General features: G+C 40.4%; 19 protein-coding genes. 5 read left to right on the top strand and 14 right to left on the bottom strand.

Annotated features, from left to right (window positions below; all coding sequences use genetic code 11):
• Positions 1 to 51 precede the first annotated feature (51 nt).
• From ACYQ1I_RS15425 to ACYQ1I_RS15415, 3 genes are read right to left on the bottom strand one after another with little or no spacing between them, the layout of a single operon-like run.
• Complete coding sequence (locus tag ACYQ1I_RS15425) at positions 52 to 957, bottom strand: DUF4097 family beta strand repeat-containing protein (RefSeq protein WP_459766902.1); 906 nt, start codon at positions 955 to 957, stop codon at positions 52 to 54.
• On the bottom strand, positions 947 to 1516 hold the full coding sequence (locus ACYQ1I_RS15420; RefSeq protein WP_459766900.1) for an HAAS signaling domain-containing protein: 570 nt from the start codon (positions 1514 to 1516) through the stop codon (positions 947 to 949). Before ACYQ1I_RS15420 ends, ACYQ1I_RS15425 begins: the two co-directional genes overlap by 11 nt.
• Positions 1509 to 1832, bottom strand: coding sequence for a PadR family transcriptional regulator (locus ACYQ1I_RS15415; protein ID WP_459768185.1), 324 nt, complete (start codon positions 1830 to 1832; stop codon positions 1509 to 1511). Before ACYQ1I_RS15415 ends, ACYQ1I_RS15420 begins: the two co-directional genes overlap by 8 nt.
• Before the next feature lie 165 nt (positions 1833 to 1997).
• On the opposite strand from ACYQ1I_RS15415, the gene ACYQ1I_RS15410 reads away from it, so the two are divergent.
• On the top strand, positions 1998 to 2516 hold the full coding sequence (locus ACYQ1I_RS15410) for a DUF6512 family protein (protein ID WP_459766898.1): 519 nt from the start codon (positions 1998 to 2000) through the stop codon (positions 2514 to 2516).
• Positions 2517 to 2537: 21 nt separating this feature from the next.
• On the opposite strand, the gene ACYQ1I_RS15405 is transcribed toward ACYQ1I_RS15410, so the two are convergent.
• From ACYQ1I_RS15405 to ACYQ1I_RS15395, 3 genes are all read right to left on the bottom strand, one after another.
• Positions 2538 to 3050 carry a hypothetical protein gene (locus tag ACYQ1I_RS15405; RefSeq protein ID WP_459766896.1) on the bottom strand — a complete coding sequence of 171 codons (513 nt, stop codon included), beginning with the start codon at positions 3048 to 3050 and terminating at the stop codon, positions 2538 to 2540.
• A 156-nt stretch (positions 3051 to 3206) separates the two neighbouring features.
• Positions 3207 to 3569 (bottom strand): arsenate reductase family protein, encoded by a 363-nt coding sequence (locus ACYQ1I_RS15400; protein ID WP_459766895.1) that lies wholly within the window; start codon positions 3567 to 3569, stop codon positions 3207 to 3209.
• Positions 3570 to 3644: 75 nt separating this feature from the next.
• The gene (locus ACYQ1I_RS15395) at positions 3645 to 4457 is read right to left on the bottom strand and encodes a hypothetical protein (RefSeq protein ID WP_459766893.1); all 813 of its coding nucleotides are present in this window, start codon (positions 4455 to 4457) and stop codon (positions 3645 to 3647) included.
• 277 nt (positions 4458 to 4734) lie between these two features.
• On the opposite strand from ACYQ1I_RS15395, the gene larC reads away from it, so the two are divergent.
• The 3 genes from larC to ACYQ1I_RS15380 all read left to right on the top strand — a co-directional run bounded on the left by larC (position 4735) and on the right by ACYQ1I_RS15380 (position 7222).
• Complete coding sequence (larC, locus tag ACYQ1I_RS15390; protein ID WP_459766891.1) at positions 4735 to 5967, top strand: nickel pincer cofactor biosynthesis protein LarC; 1233 nt, start codon at positions 4735 to 4737, stop codon at positions 5965 to 5967.
• A gap of 45 nt (positions 5968 to 6012) precedes the next feature.
• Positions 6013 to 6759, top strand: a complete 747-nt coding sequence (gene larB / locus ACYQ1I_RS15385; protein ID WP_459766889.1) for a nickel pincer cofactor biosynthesis protein LarB — start codon at positions 6013 to 6015, stop codon at positions 6757 to 6759.
• 295 nt (positions 6760 to 7054) lie between these two features.
• A complete protein-coding gene (locus ACYQ1I_RS15380; RefSeq protein ID WP_459766887.1) occupies positions 7055 to 7222 on the top strand; it encodes a hypothetical protein in 168 nt (55 codons plus the stop codon).
• 41 nt (positions 7223 to 7263) lie between these two features.
• Here ACYQ1I_RS15380 and ACYQ1I_RS15375 read toward each other — a convergent pair whose 3' ends face one another.
• From ACYQ1I_RS15375 to ACYQ1I_RS15350, 6 genes are all read right to left on the bottom strand, one after another.
• Positions 7264 to 7689 carry a C40 family peptidase gene (locus tag ACYQ1I_RS15375; protein ID WP_459766885.1) on the bottom strand — a complete coding sequence of 142 codons (426 nt, stop codon included), beginning with the start codon at positions 7687 to 7689 and terminating at the stop codon, positions 7264 to 7266.
• A gap of 160 nt (positions 7690 to 7849) precedes the next feature.
• On the bottom strand, positions 7850 to 9094 hold the full coding sequence (locus ACYQ1I_RS15370; protein WP_459766883.1) for a glucuronate isomerase: 1245 nt from the start codon (positions 9092 to 9094) through the stop codon (positions 7850 to 7852).
• A gap of 24 nt (positions 9095 to 9118) precedes the next feature.
• Positions 9119 to 10606 carry a UxaA family hydrolase gene (locus ACYQ1I_RS15365; protein ID WP_459766881.1) on the bottom strand — a complete coding sequence of 496 codons (1488 nt, stop codon included), beginning with the start codon at positions 10604 to 10606 and terminating at the stop codon, positions 9119 to 9121.
• On the bottom strand, positions 10607 to 12055 hold the full coding sequence (locus ACYQ1I_RS15360; protein ID WP_459766879.1) for a tagaturonate reductase: 1449 nt from the start codon (positions 12053 to 12055) through the stop codon (positions 10607 to 10609).
• Positions 12056 to 12156: 101 nt separating this feature from the next.
• Positions 12157 to 13161, bottom strand: coding sequence for a LacI family DNA-binding transcriptional regulator (locus ACYQ1I_RS15355; protein WP_459766877.1), 1005 nt, complete (start codon positions 13159 to 13161; stop codon positions 12157 to 12159).
• Positions 13162 to 13217: 56 nt separating this feature from the next.
• On the bottom strand, positions 13218 to 13565 hold the full coding sequence (locus ACYQ1I_RS15350; RefSeq protein WP_459766875.1) for a winged helix-turn-helix transcriptional regulator: 348 nt from the start codon (positions 13563 to 13565) through the stop codon (positions 13218 to 13220).
• A gap of 132 nt (positions 13566 to 13697) precedes the next feature.
• Between ACYQ1I_RS15350 and ACYQ1I_RS15345 the strand changes: the two genes are divergently transcribed.
• Entirely contained in the window at positions 13698 to 14090 is a 393-nt protein-coding gene (locus tag ACYQ1I_RS15345) for a pyridoxamine 5'-phosphate oxidase family protein (RefSeq protein WP_459766873.1), read from the top strand.
• A gap of 157 nt (positions 14091 to 14247) precedes the next feature.
• Here the strand turns inward: ACYQ1I_RS15345 and ACYQ1I_RS15340 are convergent, their stop codons facing one another.
• Complete coding sequence (locus ACYQ1I_RS15340; protein ID WP_459766871.1) at positions 14248 to 14631, bottom strand: VOC family protein; 384 nt, start codon at positions 14629 to 14631, stop codon at positions 14248 to 14250.
• A gap of 12 nt (positions 14632 to 14643) precedes the next feature.
• On the bottom strand, positions 14644 to 15591 hold the full coding sequence (locus ACYQ1I_RS15335; protein WP_459766869.1) for a sugar kinase: 948 nt from the start codon (positions 15589 to 15591) through the stop codon (positions 14644 to 14646).

Raw genomic sequence — 15591 nt, 5'->3', positions numbered from 1 at the left:
TTCCTGTGGTTTTAGCTTTACTAATATGAAATTTATCATAACCTTATTATGTTAATATCTAATATTAATGTTCCCTGAAATTGTCTTTAGCTCAAGTTCATGCTCCCCTTTGCCGACAATTCCTTCAAGGGTATTTGATTTTGACTTGCCATTAACTGTCATAGGAAAATCACTAGTTATTTTTCCTGAGGTGCTATTAGCCATAAGTTTAAAACTGGAATCCGATGGCAGGGCTACCTTTATATCACCAGAAATACTGTTGATGTCTACCTTGTCTTCTAAACCCGCCAATTCCACTGCTAAGTGTCCAGATACAGTTTCTCCCCTAAGCTCCCCTAAATAATGATTAATTTCGATATTTCCCGATGTGGATTTAAAAAAGCCTCTTTCTAAGATGGCTCCATCCAGTGATATTTTACCTGAAATGGTCTCTGCTTCGATTTTACTTAACTGGAGCTTATCCATCAGCACATCTCCAGAAATTGAATGAAGGGAAAGCTCCTTTTGATATTGCTTTGGCAAGTAAATATCCATAGACAGATTTTCAAAATTAAAACCCACATTCATTTTTTCCCTTCTATTTTCCCTAACAACAATTTTATTACCAGACTGCTTCAGTTCCAGCTCTGGCGGCGCACCATTGGTTTGTACGCTTCCATAATAGTGGGCCTTCAGTTCGTCGGTACCTTCCACTACATATAGTCTAATTGGTACGCTATCAGTAGAGATTGTAATATTGCTGATGTCGGTAATATTTATGACTTCTTCCTGATTGACTTTATGCTCATAGGCTGTTCCCAAATTATTTTTAAATGACCATAGATTGGAATTATAATCCTCTCCCTCTACTCCTCTAGGGATAAAAATAGCCAGGAGGGAACCTCCGATGGCAAATGAGCCGATCATAATAACGAATAGAGCCAATACTATGTTTTTCAACTGTCTGCTATCCTTCATTTTTAGCCCTTCTTTCATTAATTATTTTTAAGTTGAATCTTAAATATTTTAACATAAGTCCATAGAAGGATTTTGATAAATAATAGCTTCCAATGAAAAGTAATAATCCCAGGGCCATTAAACCTATTCCCAGAAAGATAAACGCAATTCCATTGATTGAGAAAAACTTAGGAATTTGAAGAAAGACAAGTAATATTCCTGCAATGGTTACAGAAGCTGATACAGCGAAGAAGGCAACTAAAACCCCCACTGCGGCGATAAAGGGCCCTAAAATAAATATTAGATTAAAAAAGCCCAAGCTGACTGTGGCAAGGACTGCTCGAAGAAGATTTGCTGTACTTGCGGTATTCTCTGCCTGAATAACCCTATAATTTACACTAAAATCCTTGGCAATGCTCCCTGGTTCCCCCAGAGCTTTAGAAATTTCTTCTTCCGTTTTTCCCATTTCCAATCCAATACGAAAATGCTCTTCATAGTCATAAAGAATATCCTGCTTTTCACCCGCTGGTATTTTATTTAAGCCATAGTTCAGTTTTTCTAAAAACTCCGCTTTATTCATGGCTTTTCGCTCCTTTCAATATGACATTGACACCCTTTACAAATTGATTCCATTCGTCTGTCAGCTGACGTTTCATCTCCCTGCCAGAATCCGTCAGGCGATAATACTTTCGGGGTGGCCCCTCCTGGGATTCCTGCAAATAGGTGGTGAACATCCCTTCATCCTTTAACCGCCTCAACAACGGATATATGGTTCCCTCTGAAATAGCAATATTTTTAGATATTTCATTGACTAATTCATAGCCATAGCAGTCCCTCTCATCAAGCATGGCTAGGACACAAAGCTCCAGAACACCCTTTTTAAATTGTATGTTCAGCCAAATCACATCCCTTCAATCAAGGATCTTTTTCTATAGAGATTTTATTTAAATATAGTATAACAAAAGCTACCTTTTTATACAAGGTACTAACTCATAAACCAGAGCGTATTTTAGGAAAATTTACTCTATAATATAATTATGCTATTAAAGGAGTGAAGCTATTTGAGTGAATTACTTTGGGAGACCTTCGGTATCCTATTTATATTTTCCGTAGGCACATTACTTCATTTCACCTATGATGCCCTTGGAAAGTGGAAGCCTGTGGGGTTGATTGCTCCAGTCAATGAAAGTGTATGGGAACATTTAAAAATGGGTTTTTGGCCCACCCTAATCTATGGAATAATAGAGTTTTTTTATTTGCCCTATTCCATCCACCATATGGCCTTGGCAAAGGCTTCTGCTATTCTGATGATTTTAGGCTGTTTAATTCTATTTCATTACGGCTACAAATTCTTTTTAAAGAGACATGTGGTATTGTTGGACATCCTGTTTTTTTTACTGGCTATTACCCTCGGGCAAGGGGGCAGCTGGTATGTATTAAGCCATGCTCACTTTTCACAAACCCTTTACCTAATGGCCTGGTGGATACTATTAATAACAACAGCATCCTTCCTTTATTTTACTTTTCATCCACCTAAATTCAAGCTTTTTAAGGATTCAAAGGGTAACCACGGTATATAGGGACGGCCTATGGGGCCGCCCCTATTGCAATGGCTTCCAATTTATTTTTTTCTGGCTTTTTTTCCAGTGAAAATATAATAAAGCACTATAGGATGTACATAGAACAAAATAGTTAATTAACATGATTAAAGGATGGGACCAATTGACTCCATTAAAATGTATATCACTTAAGGGATAAAGAAATTTAGTGGGAAAGTAATCGGCTGAATGGGTAGGAATATCATAGGCTATGTGCAGGGGCCAAGCTAAAAATCCAAAGGCCAGCTCCTTACCCCAAATCAATCTGATTATAATTAGTAAAGTGCCTGCCACCACAAAGCTATGACTCATATTATACAGAAAGTAGACCCACTGGGGTATCACTGTCAAGGTTCCACCTCGTAAATTAACCCATCCACTGATTAATCCGATTACTGTGTAGGGCAAAAGGGGAATTAAATCTGGCAGTAGACCAAAAACAAAGGCAAATCGATAGTATTTTTTTCTTCTGCCGAAGAACAACCCTCCCCAAAGTCCATGGGAAAAGACATCCATAACTGATTCCTCCATTTTAATTTGCTTATTACAAATTAGCAAATAAGCATTTAATTTTCTTCTGACAAAGCTAGTTTCACCATTGTCAAAAAAACAATCCGTAATGAATGTCTTTATTGAGGTGTTAAATTTTCCCTAATCATTCTATATTAAGCGCTATCTCTCCTCCAGCAATACTTTCCAAGCATCTGGTTTAAAGCCTGTTAAAACAACCCCTTCGCCAATGATCAGGGGACGTTTCACCAGCATGCCATTGGTTGCTAAAAGCTCAATTTGTTCATCTTCTGACATTGAGCCCAGTCTTTCCTTTAAATTTAGCTCTTTATACATCAATCCACTGGTGTTAAAAAAACGCTTAAGTGGTAAGCCGCTGTCCTTTATCCATATTTTAAGCTCATCTGCCGTTGGATTTGCTTCAACTATGTGTCTTTCAGTATAGCTGACATTATTTTCATCAAGCCACTTCTTTGCCCTTTGGCAGGTACTGCATTTGGGATAAGCTAAAAAAAGATATTTCACTACCATCACACTCCTTTTCCTTTGTTAAAAATGTCATCGCATACATTATTATTATGGCAATGCCCTTCCCATATGTCAATGCAGGGTTATTGATGAATTATTTAAGGTCATAGGCTGGTTTCTTTTTACGATAGGGTTTAGCATCAGTACAATAACAGCCATACAAAGCACCGTGGTGATCATGACTCCGGGATACTGCTGGGGACCTTCCTGTATTCTTTTAATTAAAATACCCAGATAGGCCCATAATATTACCAAAGCATAGGCAGTATCCCTTCTCCTACGTAATACGGCAATGGTGACAAGGGCTACCAAAATGATCACAATGATGGCCCACAGGACCGGTGGTAGCCCCCAACCTTTCCAGTTTATTGATACCAGCCAGGCGGCTCCATTGACTATAATAGTAATTGTTGCCAGACCTAAATATACCTGGAATGGTAAATGAACAAACCTTTTTTCATTTTTTCCTACAGGCTTTTTATTGATTTGCAGTCTTAAGTAGATTCCAGTTAATGTAAGCAATAATAAGACCATAATCATGAGAGATAGTCCAATTCTTTGGTAATGCCAGGCCACCAGATAGGCACTATTCATTAACGAAGATATTACAAATAACCATCCAACCTGATAAAGGAAGGTATAATCACTTTTCCTCCTTTGAAACAGGCCCTTGCTTTGATAAATAACGAAGGCTCCCAATAGCAAATAGATAATCCCCCATGTTTTGAAGGTAATACTGGCCGGTATGAGTATGCTGGGATACATAGCAGCAATTTCGTCGGTGGTATAACCCCCAAGGGGAATTCCCTCTGCTAAATAATATACAGTAATCATGAATAAGTAGACTAGTATATTGGTCAATTGAAGCAGCTTTCTGACAGACATTTTCCCTCACTCCTTATCCTCTAAATTTTCCCATCGGTACCTTCTTTTTCACAACATGTCCTTTATAAAATATATATTAATACAAGCCCCAGAACATGTTAAAAAATAGAGGGATTAACTTACCCCAACTCGTATTTTCTAAAGGCCGTGAGGCAATAAATTAACGGCATCAGAAGGATTATTAAAAACTTTGACGAATAGTGTTGTATAGAAAGCAGAAGTGCTTATTTTTTTCCTAGGAAGTTCGGGGACTACCCCTTTTTTTGGAGGTGTTTTTTTGAAAATATTATACTTTGATTGTTTTTCTGGAATCAGCGGTGATATGTTTTTAGGCGCCATGCTGGATATTGGTGTACCCGAGGAGACCCTGAGACAGGGCTTAGATAAGCTACAGCTCCCCGGCTATTCCCTTGAAGTCTTTACAGACCAGCGAAGGGGAATTACAGGTACTCGAGTTAATGTACAGCTTCTTCATGACCATTCCCATGGACATCATCATAAGGATGATCACCATGATCATGTACATCACCATCAGCATAGGAACCTGTATGATATCAAGAAAATAATTAATCAGAGCCAACTGAGTCAGGCTGTTAAAGAGATGAGTATAACCATCTTTACTCATATTGCTGAGGCTGAAGCCAAAATCCATGGCAAATCACTGGAAGAGGTTCATTTCCACGAGGTAGGGGCCATTGATTCCATCGTAGACATCGTGGGTGCTGCCATTTGTATTCATGCCTTACCGGTTGACAAAATCCTTTTTTCAACCGTAGCAGTGGGCAGTGGCTTCGTCAACTGCGCCCATGGCAGATTTCCAGTTCCTGCCCCCGCCACGGCGGAGCTTTTAAGGGGGATTAAAATTACCTCCGGGGAAGTGGAAAAGGAGCTGACCACGCCAACCGGTGCCGCCATCGTTAAGGCCCTGGCCGATGAAATTATTGATCACAAGGATTTTACTATTGAAAGAATTGGCTATGGTATTGGCGAAAGAGATAACCCCGTACCCAATGTGCTTCGGGTTTATCTGGGAGAAATAGATTATTCTAACGATGAACCGGTTAAGGAGGTTCCTTTAAATAAAGTAATCGAATGCAACATAGACGACAGCAATCCTGAAATTTATCCCTATGTTATGGAAAGACTACTGGAAGCCGGAGCCATGGATGCTTGGCTTACGCCCATTGTTATGAAAAAGGGCCGATCAGCTACCACCTTAACGGTTTTATGTGATAGGAATCACCTGGATACCATGGTGGACATCATATTTGAAGAAACCACCACCATTGGTGTCAGAACCTATGACGTAAGCAAGGTAATGATGGACAGAAGAATTGTTACCCTGGAAACTCCCTACGGCCCCGTCAGCTATAAATCCGTTTTTCATAACGGCAGGGAGATTAAGTTCAAGCCTGAATTTGAAGATTGTAAAAGAATTGCCCTTGATTACAAGCTCCCCATTAATCAGGTGTATGAAACCTTAAGGGACATTTATCGTAAAAGAACCTAATGCTGTATTCCGAAAATATAAGAGATAATTAACGAGGTGATTTGATTGAACAATGAAGAATTACAGTCTCTTTTAGAGGGAGTACAATCAAAGACAGTTTCCATAGAAGCTGCGCTACAAGCTTTGAAGCAGTTACCCTATCAGGATTTAGGATTTGCCAAGGTTGACCACCACCGTGAATTAAGGCAGGGTTATCCAGAGGTGATTTATTGCGCAGGTAAAACCCCGCAGCAGGTTAAGGAAATTATGGAATTAATGCTGAAACGAGGCAATAATATATTAGGAACAAGGGCCACCGAGGAAATGTACAAGGAAGTGCTGGATCTAACAGATCAATTTGTCTTTCATCCGTTAGCCCGTACAATTACATTAAAACAAAAACCTACCTCCCTAACCGACTCATACATTGCTGTGGTAACTGGCGGTACATCGGATATACCAGTAGCTGAAGAAGCTGCTATTACCGCTGAAATCTTTGGGAATCAAGTAAAGAGAATTTATGATGTCGGTGTAGCGGGGATTCATCGTCTCTTTGCCCACCTGGAGGATATTCGTGGTGCAAGGGTTATTGTAGCCGTAGCCGGCATGGAGGGAGCCCTGGCCAGCGTTGTTGGGGGACTGGTGGATAAGCCGGTCATTGCAGTACCCACCAGTGTTGGCTATGGTGCCAACTTCGGCGGGTTAGCTGCCCTTCTTTCCATGCTGAATAGCTGTGCCAGCGGGACTGCTGTGGTAAATATCGACAATGGCTTTGGCGCCGGCTATATGGCCAGTATGATTAATCGTTTATAGTATCGAATTCTAATTAATGAATACATTCCTTCGGGAATGTATTTTTTTATGAAAAGGTTTGCATACATTATATGATTCAGAATATTTTATTTTTTTAGAAAATTGTATTGACACCCCTTCTCCCTCCTGATAAAATAGTGATTAATTTAAAAAACCATTAATGATGGCAATGGCAAATTTTCAGGGTTTTCTTGTTCATAAAACTAATTTCAAGGGCATTTAAATTCCTGTTGTGTCCATCAAGGTTTTTTCATTGTAAGGGGTCTAACAATCACATTTTAAGGAGGGTTTATCAATGAAGCAGGGCGATTTGGGAAAACAGCAGGATAAGCAAGAGAAAGGAAAGGCTCCGGAACAGGCCCTTTCTTTCTTAAATAACAATGAGGAATTTGGAATTTATTTAGTACATCATACCAGAATTAATTTTTGGGGTGCTGGAGCTGAAAATGAAGACTATTTTTAGTAAAGATTAAACGTGCTGACTCTTGTATAAGCCAGCACGTTTTAAATTAATCGAATTGCTCCTCTAAATTTACGCCAATGTCGATTAAGGGAATCCACTGAAAATCCCCTCATGGAAGACATATGGGCAAATTCCCTTTCATTAATCATAATTCCGGTATGGGTAATAATATTTTTCCTTACTGAGAAATAGACCAGATCCAGGGCTTGAAGGGATTCCATGGGAATCTCATGCCCCCCTAATGCCTTTATGCCCCTAATGTACCTTTCAGGGTCTTCATAGTACCACTCTTCTTCAATAGGTGAACCATCTCCATCGGGAATATAGATACCGAATTCCTGATAAAAAAGCACCATGAAGCCCAGGCAATCCAAGCCTGTATGAATACTTCTTCCATTGTGAACAAATGGTACATCCTTAAATTGCTCTAGCATCTTTTTGATTTTATTTTCCAGTTGTGATTGCACCTCTAGGCCTCCTTTGTAAGCACTCTTTATATCATATGGATCAAAGCCTATGGGTGTGCAAAAACATTAGTAGCAGGCAATTTAAATTATTTCATATAAAAGACGCAGCCCCAATGGGCTGCGCCGATTCAATCATATTTTAAGCTGTTTTCCTCTACAATCAATTATTCTTCAAAAAATTCCAGAAGTTATTACTGAATATGGCTTCAACATCCCGCTTTATTTCCTCAGGGCTTACAGTCCAGCCAGCATCAAGTATGTCACTGTATTTATCTACTAATACTTTACTAATAATCTTCCTTGAGTGAACCCATTTGTAAATTAATTGATCCAGCACCCTGGCATCGGAATGCTGTGGAATGAAGGATAATCCCAGGGTTTCCATTCTGATTCGGGTCATTTCTTCAATAATAACAGGATTATTTAAGAACCACCAGCATCCAAATACCATCAGGTTTCTAAATTTCCTTGCAGTGATTGCAAGCTCATGCTGATTTTCTTTGGATAGCATCGTTACTAGAAATTTATTTTCCGGATAGGTATTGCAAAGATATTCCAGGGTTCTAATATTTCCTTTACCCAGAGAGTCTCCCGCCAGACCCAAATCATAATTCACCAGCTTATTAACGCCAATCATCATGGCAAAGGGAATATTCAGTTCCTTCGTCACAGGAATAATACATTGTTCAACAATCTTTGAACGATTGGAGTCCTCCGGTACCGTAAAACTTGGGGGTAGAGAGGCGGCCATATACAACGCCTTTGTTTTACCTGCCCAATCCCTTAAAAATCTCTTTATTTCTTCAATTGTACCGGCACTTAATGACTTGCCTACGTGATAGCCCCAGTCAATCAGTTGTTGATAAACCTGTTCATATTGGTTTAAAAGAGCATCGATTCTCAGTGCTGCCTTGAATCTTGGATCATTATTGCCTACGGTGTCCCAAACTGGCTTTTCAAGGGGATCAAAGGGATCGTTGGTCATAACCACCTCTTTTACACCTGCCAATTGAAATACCTTATCGATATATTCCTCTGTGGTTAAACTGTCAAAATATTTTCGATAGCTTTCCAAATCCCTTGAAGCGACATCCAGGCCTAATTCCGATAAAATTGTCAGTACCCCTCTTTGGGCTTCACTAACGGGGCTGTGTTGAATAAAGAGGGTTTCCCAGATTAAATCTGCCTGTTGTCGCTTAGAAAGCTTAAAGAATTCCTCATAGGCCATGGTGCTGTACCTAAAAAATTCGGCTACGAGGTAATGGTAGGTTAATAGCTCGTCGATTCCCCATAGCAAAAGCTCGTTAAAATCCTTTGAATAAATATGGGTATGGATATCTGTTACCTGTACCCTTTGTACCTGTTCTTCAATGGTTTCCTTTAATTGATCGTAGCTAGTAATCATTGTTCTCCTCCTTAAAATGTTATTTTATAGGGTCACTCCGGTTTTGAAGATTGCAATTTCCCTAAAATTATTTTTTTCATTATTGACAAGCTCACCGCTGGCCACTTGAATAATATAGTCGATAAACCTTTCCAGTACATCCTCCATCAGCTGATCCTCTACCAGTACCCCTGCATTAAAGTCAATCCAGTGGGGCTTTAATTGATACAGCGGAGTATTGGTTGAAATCTTCATGGTTGGAACAAAGCTGCCAAAGGGAGTTCCTCTGCCTGTGGTGAAAAGCACCATATGACACCCCGATGCCCCCAGGGCCGTGGCAGCAACCAAATCGTTTCCTGGAGCATTCAACAAATTAAGGCCTTTTTTCCGAATAGGCTCACCATATTTCAAAACATCTACTACAGTGGCCTCACCACCTTTTTGAGTACATCCCAGGGATTTTTCCTCCAGGGTTGAAATCCCCCCTGCCTTGTTTCCAGGTGAAGGATTTTCATAGATGGGTTGGTTATGGGCCATGAAATAATCCTTAAAATCATTAATTAAATGAACGATATTTTGATAAACTGCCTCGCTTTCAGCACGGCCCATTAAAATAGTCTCTGCCCCGAACATTTCTGGCACCTCTGTTAAGATAGTCGTTCCACCCGAAGCAATTAAATAATCTGAAAATACACCCAATAACGGATTGGCTGTTATACCCGACAGGCCATCGGAGCCTCCGCATTTCAGCCCAATTTTCAGCTCTGAAAGGGGCAACTCTACCCTTTGATCCCGGGCCATGGCCTCATAAAGCTCCTTTAAGAGCCTTACTCCCTCTTCAATTTCATCTGAAACCTGCTGCGTAACTAAAAACTTGGTTCTTTCCTCATCATAATCCCCCAGAGACCGGCGAAACTCGTCCATATGGTTGTTTTCGCACCCCAGCCCCAGTACCAGGACCCCGCCACTGTTGGGATGCTTAACCACATCGGCCAATATGGTTCGGGTATTGACATGGTCATCCCCCAGCTGGGAGCACCCATAATTGTGCTTAAATACCTCGATTGCATCAATCCCCTGGGGTTTTACCTCCTGTATAAAGCGTTTAATAATTCCCTCAGCAATGCCATTTACACAGCCCACAGTGGGAACAATCCATAATTCGTTGCGAATCCCCACCTCTCCATTTTTTCTGCGGTAGCCTTTAAAGGTTCGCTGGTTATTCACAGCCTTAATGGGCTTAAGCTGTTGATTAAATTCATATTCTATTGTTCCAGATAGATTGGTTTTAATATTATGGCTATGAGCCCATGCCCCCTTTTTGATCATTTCTGTAGCATGACCAATGGGGAAACCATATTTCAAAATATTTTCCCCCGGTGAAATATCCTTAAGGGCAATTTTATGACCCCTTTTGATATCCTCCAGAAGGGTAATTTGAAATTCATTTTCCTCCAGCACCTCACCCTTCGTCAAGTCCACCAGGGCCACAATGACGTTGTCCTGTTGATTAATTTTAATATAACGCTTCATTTAGACCATCTCCTGTAGGGCTTTTTTTATTCCCGATTCATTAATTTTTACCAATACCTTGGTTACAGCACCGGTTAAGCCTTCTACCTCATTTAAATCCATCTTCCATATTCTTTCTTTAGATAGTACAGCCCTGACAATACTGCTTAATGCCTCTGTAGAACCATCATATTGCCCCCATAGCTCCGCAAAGAAATCTAATAGATCCTGATCGTCAGCTAGCTTGATTGCCTCACCATTTCTTTCGCCTTTATAAAAATAAATCAGGGCGGCTAAGGAAAAGACCAGGGCTTCAGGCAATTGATTTTTTCTTTTTTTGTACTCCAGCAGCGAAGGCAGTACCCTGGTTTCAAATTTACTCATTGAATTCAGGGCAATACTCATCAAGTAGTGTTTAATGAAGGGATTTCTGAATCGGTCCAATACATCATTGGCAAAGTCCACCAATTCCTTTTCAGGCAGATCAAGGGTTGGAATAATTTCTTCAAAAATCGCCCGATAAATATATTTACCGACTATTTCGTCCTCTACCGCCTCCTTTACAGTTTCTAAGCCATATAAATAGGCAACTGGTACCATTGTGGTATGGGCACCATTGAGTATTCTTACCTTTCTTGTTCGATAGGGAGTCATATCGTCAACAAATAAAACATTCAGCCCCACCTGATGGGCAGGAAATTCATCTTTAATCCATTGAGGCCCTTCAATTACCCAAAGATGGAATTGCTCCGACTCTACCACCAGGTTATCCTGATAACCTAACTGCTGGTGAATTTCCTCAATTCTCTCCTTTGGATACCCCGGTACAATTCTGTCTACCAAAGTATTGCAGAAGGTATTGGCCTCCTTGATCCACTTGATAAAGTTCTCTTCCAAATTCCATAGGCCCGCCAACCTTAAAACGATTTCCCTCAGCTTTTCACCATTGCGGTCAATCAGCTCGCATGGAAATAGAATTAGCCCTTTGCCGGGGTCCCCCTTAAAGCTAAGATACCGATGATATAAAAATGCTGTCAGTTTTCCAGGAAAGCTGCTTTGGGGTTTATCCTCCAGGCGATCATTTTCATTAAAGGTAATTCCAGCTTCGGTTGTATTGGAAATGACAAATCGAAGGGCCGGGTTTTCTGCCGCCTCCAAATAAGCGTCATAGTCTGTATAAAGGTTCAAGCCACGGGTAATAGATTGATTTACATAACTTTCACTGACTGCTTTACCCCCTTTAATACCATTCATATAATGGGTATACAAGCCATCCTGCTCATTCAGCATGGCAACAAGCCCTTGATTTAAAGGCTGAACCACCAACACGCCACCGTTAAAGTCTGTTTCCTTATTCATTTTGTCTACAATCCAGTTGGTAAAGGCCCGTAGAAAATTTCCTTCTCCAAATTGAATAATGCGTTCGGGATGCTTTTGATAATTTTCGATAGCTTGCTTGTTTAGTTTCATTGATATCCTCCTTTTTTAATTGTTAACGTGTGCAAAACCGGTAAAAAAATATATTTTTATTTTCATACCCCTTCGGCAGCAATCCTTATTTTGCTGCCGGGTTAACGGGGGATGTTAGTGATGGAATCTCTTTTTATAAGCTCTGTTTTAAGGTAGAGGGTTTCGGTTTTTGTCGTAGATCCTTTAATCAGCTCCAGCAGCTTTTGGGCTCCCTTTTGGCTGATCTTCTCAATGGGCCTTTTGATTGTGGTCAACGCAGGGGTCAGATAGGCGGAAAAGATATTGTCATCAAAGCCAATTAGGGAAATATCCTCTGGAATCAACATTCCTCTTTCCCGAATAGCCTTCATGGCCCCTACAGCCATATCATCGTTAGAACAAAACACCCCAGTGGGTAATTGTGGTTCCTTTAACAGCCTCAGCATAGCTTGGTAGCCGCTTTCCAAATCGTAGCTTCCTTTAACGATAAAATTTCCTTCAATCGGTATTTTAGAATCCCTTAAGGCATCTATGTAGCCTTCTCTTCTCTCCTGAGATGATTTAAAACCTTCCTTCCCTTCAATCAGGGCAATCCTTTCGTGCCCCCCATTAATGAGCTCCATTACAGCCCGGTAGGCCCCTCTTTTATCATCTGAAAGAATATTCACCAGGTTTTCCTTTTCAACCTGACGGTTTAATACCACCAGGGGTATTTTTTTAGTAAGGACATCATTGATAAAATCGTCATCCTTGGCACTTTGACTCATAACGATCAGACCATCAAAATTCTTCCTGGTTATACTGTTAAAATCATGATAGTCATCAATTCCCTTTACAACCATGTTAAATTGGTCCTTAATGACATTATTTACTCCCTTTACTACCTCATGAAAGAAATGCGATGAAGTTCCCTGGCTAATAGTGGAAAAAAACAATCCAATATGATAGGAACGATCCAGTACCAGGCTCTTGGCATTAAAGTTTGGGGTATAATTCAGTTCCTTGGCGATGGCCTTAATTCTCTCCCGGGTGTCTTCTTTAATCAAAGGACTATTGTTTAAGGCACGGGAAACTGTTGTATGGGAAACCCTAGCGATTTTGGCGATGTCTTTTATGGTGACCGTCATATTTACCACCTCTTTAAATTTATCATATCACATTTTGCACACGTTAACAATCCCCCTTAAGATTTTTTACCTGTGCTATCATTTAGATAGTCAATATAATCTTTTCCCCACACTTCCAGGGCATTGAGTACAACTTTAAATTTATCACCGATCTCGCTTAGTGAATATTCTACCTTGGGCGGTAGTTGAGCATATTCGTGTCTTACAATCAGACCTTCTTTTTCAAGCATTTTTAATTGACGGGAAAGGGTTGCGTGGGTGATATTTTCGGGTAATTTTCGCTGTAGTTCGTTAAATCTTATCGGGCCATCACTTAACAGGTAGAGAATATACATAGACCATTTACCTGTTAAAACCTTCTGTGATGTTACATAGGGGCAGATTCCAAACAGCGTTTTTTTCATTATTGCCACTCCTTTTATGGTATCATTTTTAATACTGGTATCATTTAAAATCGTACTTGAATTAATTATTATAGTATATATAATTAAACCGTAAATTGATTATAGCATTGAAAATAGAAAGGAGCAATAATGATGAAGGAAGTATTAGAGTTTTTGAAAAACAGTGAAACCTTTTATCTTGCCACCTGTGAGGAGGATCAGCCCCGGGTCAGGCCCTTTGGTGCAGTTGCAGAGTTTGAGGGTAAGCTCTATTTTATTACTAACAATCAGAAAAAGGTCTTCGCCCAGATGCTAAAGAACCCCAAGATTGAAATCAGCAGCATGTATAAGGACATTTGGATTCGTGTTGAAGGTATGGCTATTCACGATGAAACCCGAGCAGCACGAGAAAAAATGATTGCCGATAATCCATCCCTGGCACAGATGTACTCTGCTGATGACGGACTGATGGAAGTCTTCTACATTAAAGAAGGAACTGCAACAATCTATTCTTTTACCGATCAGCCTCGGGTAATTAAATTTTAATGATATAACAACTGCGGGTTTTGTAAACTGAAGTTTAATTTCTAAAGTCCTATGCTTTAAATAAAAGTGCAAAGGCCTGTTATTGCAGGATAACAGGCCTTTGCGAGGATTAAAGTAAATAAACTATATTCAAATATAAGAATTTTGCTGTGTGTTGTTAAACCAGGGATTTTTCCCTTTGAATAAAGTGGATGATATTACCCTCCACATCCTTGAAAAATACCGTTTTAACTCCCTTACCATTATCTTTAAGGGCATCGATAATTTCAACACCATTTCTTAATAAGTTCTCATGTTGAGATTCTATGTCATCGGTTCCGAAGGCCAAATGCCTGATCCCCTGATGCTTGTTACTCTTTAGTACTGTTTCTTCCTCCATAGGATAAATCTCCAGCATATTGCCATCCTCCATCAGAAGAAAGAACGTAGGTTGAGGCTTTTGATTATTATAGACAACCTTTAGACCAAAAACCTTTACATACCAATCCTTGAGGAAAGCTGTATCCCTTGCACAAATCCCTACATGCTCCAACGTAAGCATTATAACCCCTCCTTATCTATCAATATATTCGTCAATCCCCATAAATTCTTGCACCTGAACCAATGTAGGGAAGCCTTCCATGTCGCCCCTCACCAGGGTCGCCATAGCTCCGATGGCATTGGCCAGCTTTCCGCAATCCACCAGAGACTTGTTACGAAGAAGTCCTGATAAAAAACCGGCAGCAAAGCCATCTCCTGCCCCTACTGTATCTTCAGGCTTTTCAATAATATAGCCTTCTATAAAGTGGGCTTCCTCCCGGTTAGCGGCATAACAGCCCTTTTTACCGAGCTTAACTGCCACCGTTTCACATCCCATTTCCAAAAAGGCCTCTGTAATTTTTCTGGGGTCATCGGTGCCAATTAAGTGTTTTCCTTCATCAACTCCAGGAAAAATGATATCTGCCTGCTGTGCCAGCTCTAATAAAACTGAGCGGGCCTCCTGGGGCGACCAAAGCTTCAGTCGGATATTAGGGTCAAAGGAAATTTTCACTCCCTTGGCCTTTGCTCCCTCAATAGCATAATTAACTGCTTCCCGGGCCTTTATCGACAGGGCTGGTGTAATTCCTGTAAGGTGCAGAATTTTACATGAGGTTATATAATCCAAATCAAGGTCACTGATTTCTATATTGCTGGCAGCCGAATGTCTGCGATAATAGTAGATATTGGGGTTGGCATGGGCAAAGCGTTCCTTAAAAATTAGCCCGGTATTGGCTATTGGGTCGATCACTGTTTTAGAAACGTCTACCCCTTCGCCACGGATCACCGCCTGTATATACCTTCCAAACTCATCATTCCCCAATTTAGAGAACCAGCCTACCTGATGCCCAAGCCTGGCCAAGGCAATGGCCACATTAGACTCGGCACCGGCAATTGATTTACTAAAGTGATGTACATATCTGAGGGGTCCTGTGGCATCAGGATTGAACAGGACCATGGTTTCTCCGAAGGTGATAACATCCAT

Source organism: Alkaliphilus crotonatoxidans, assembly GCF_054658015.1.
The sequence above is the reverse complement of the archived record's forward strand: the minus strand, read 5'-3'. Positions and strand labels throughout refer to the sequence as shown.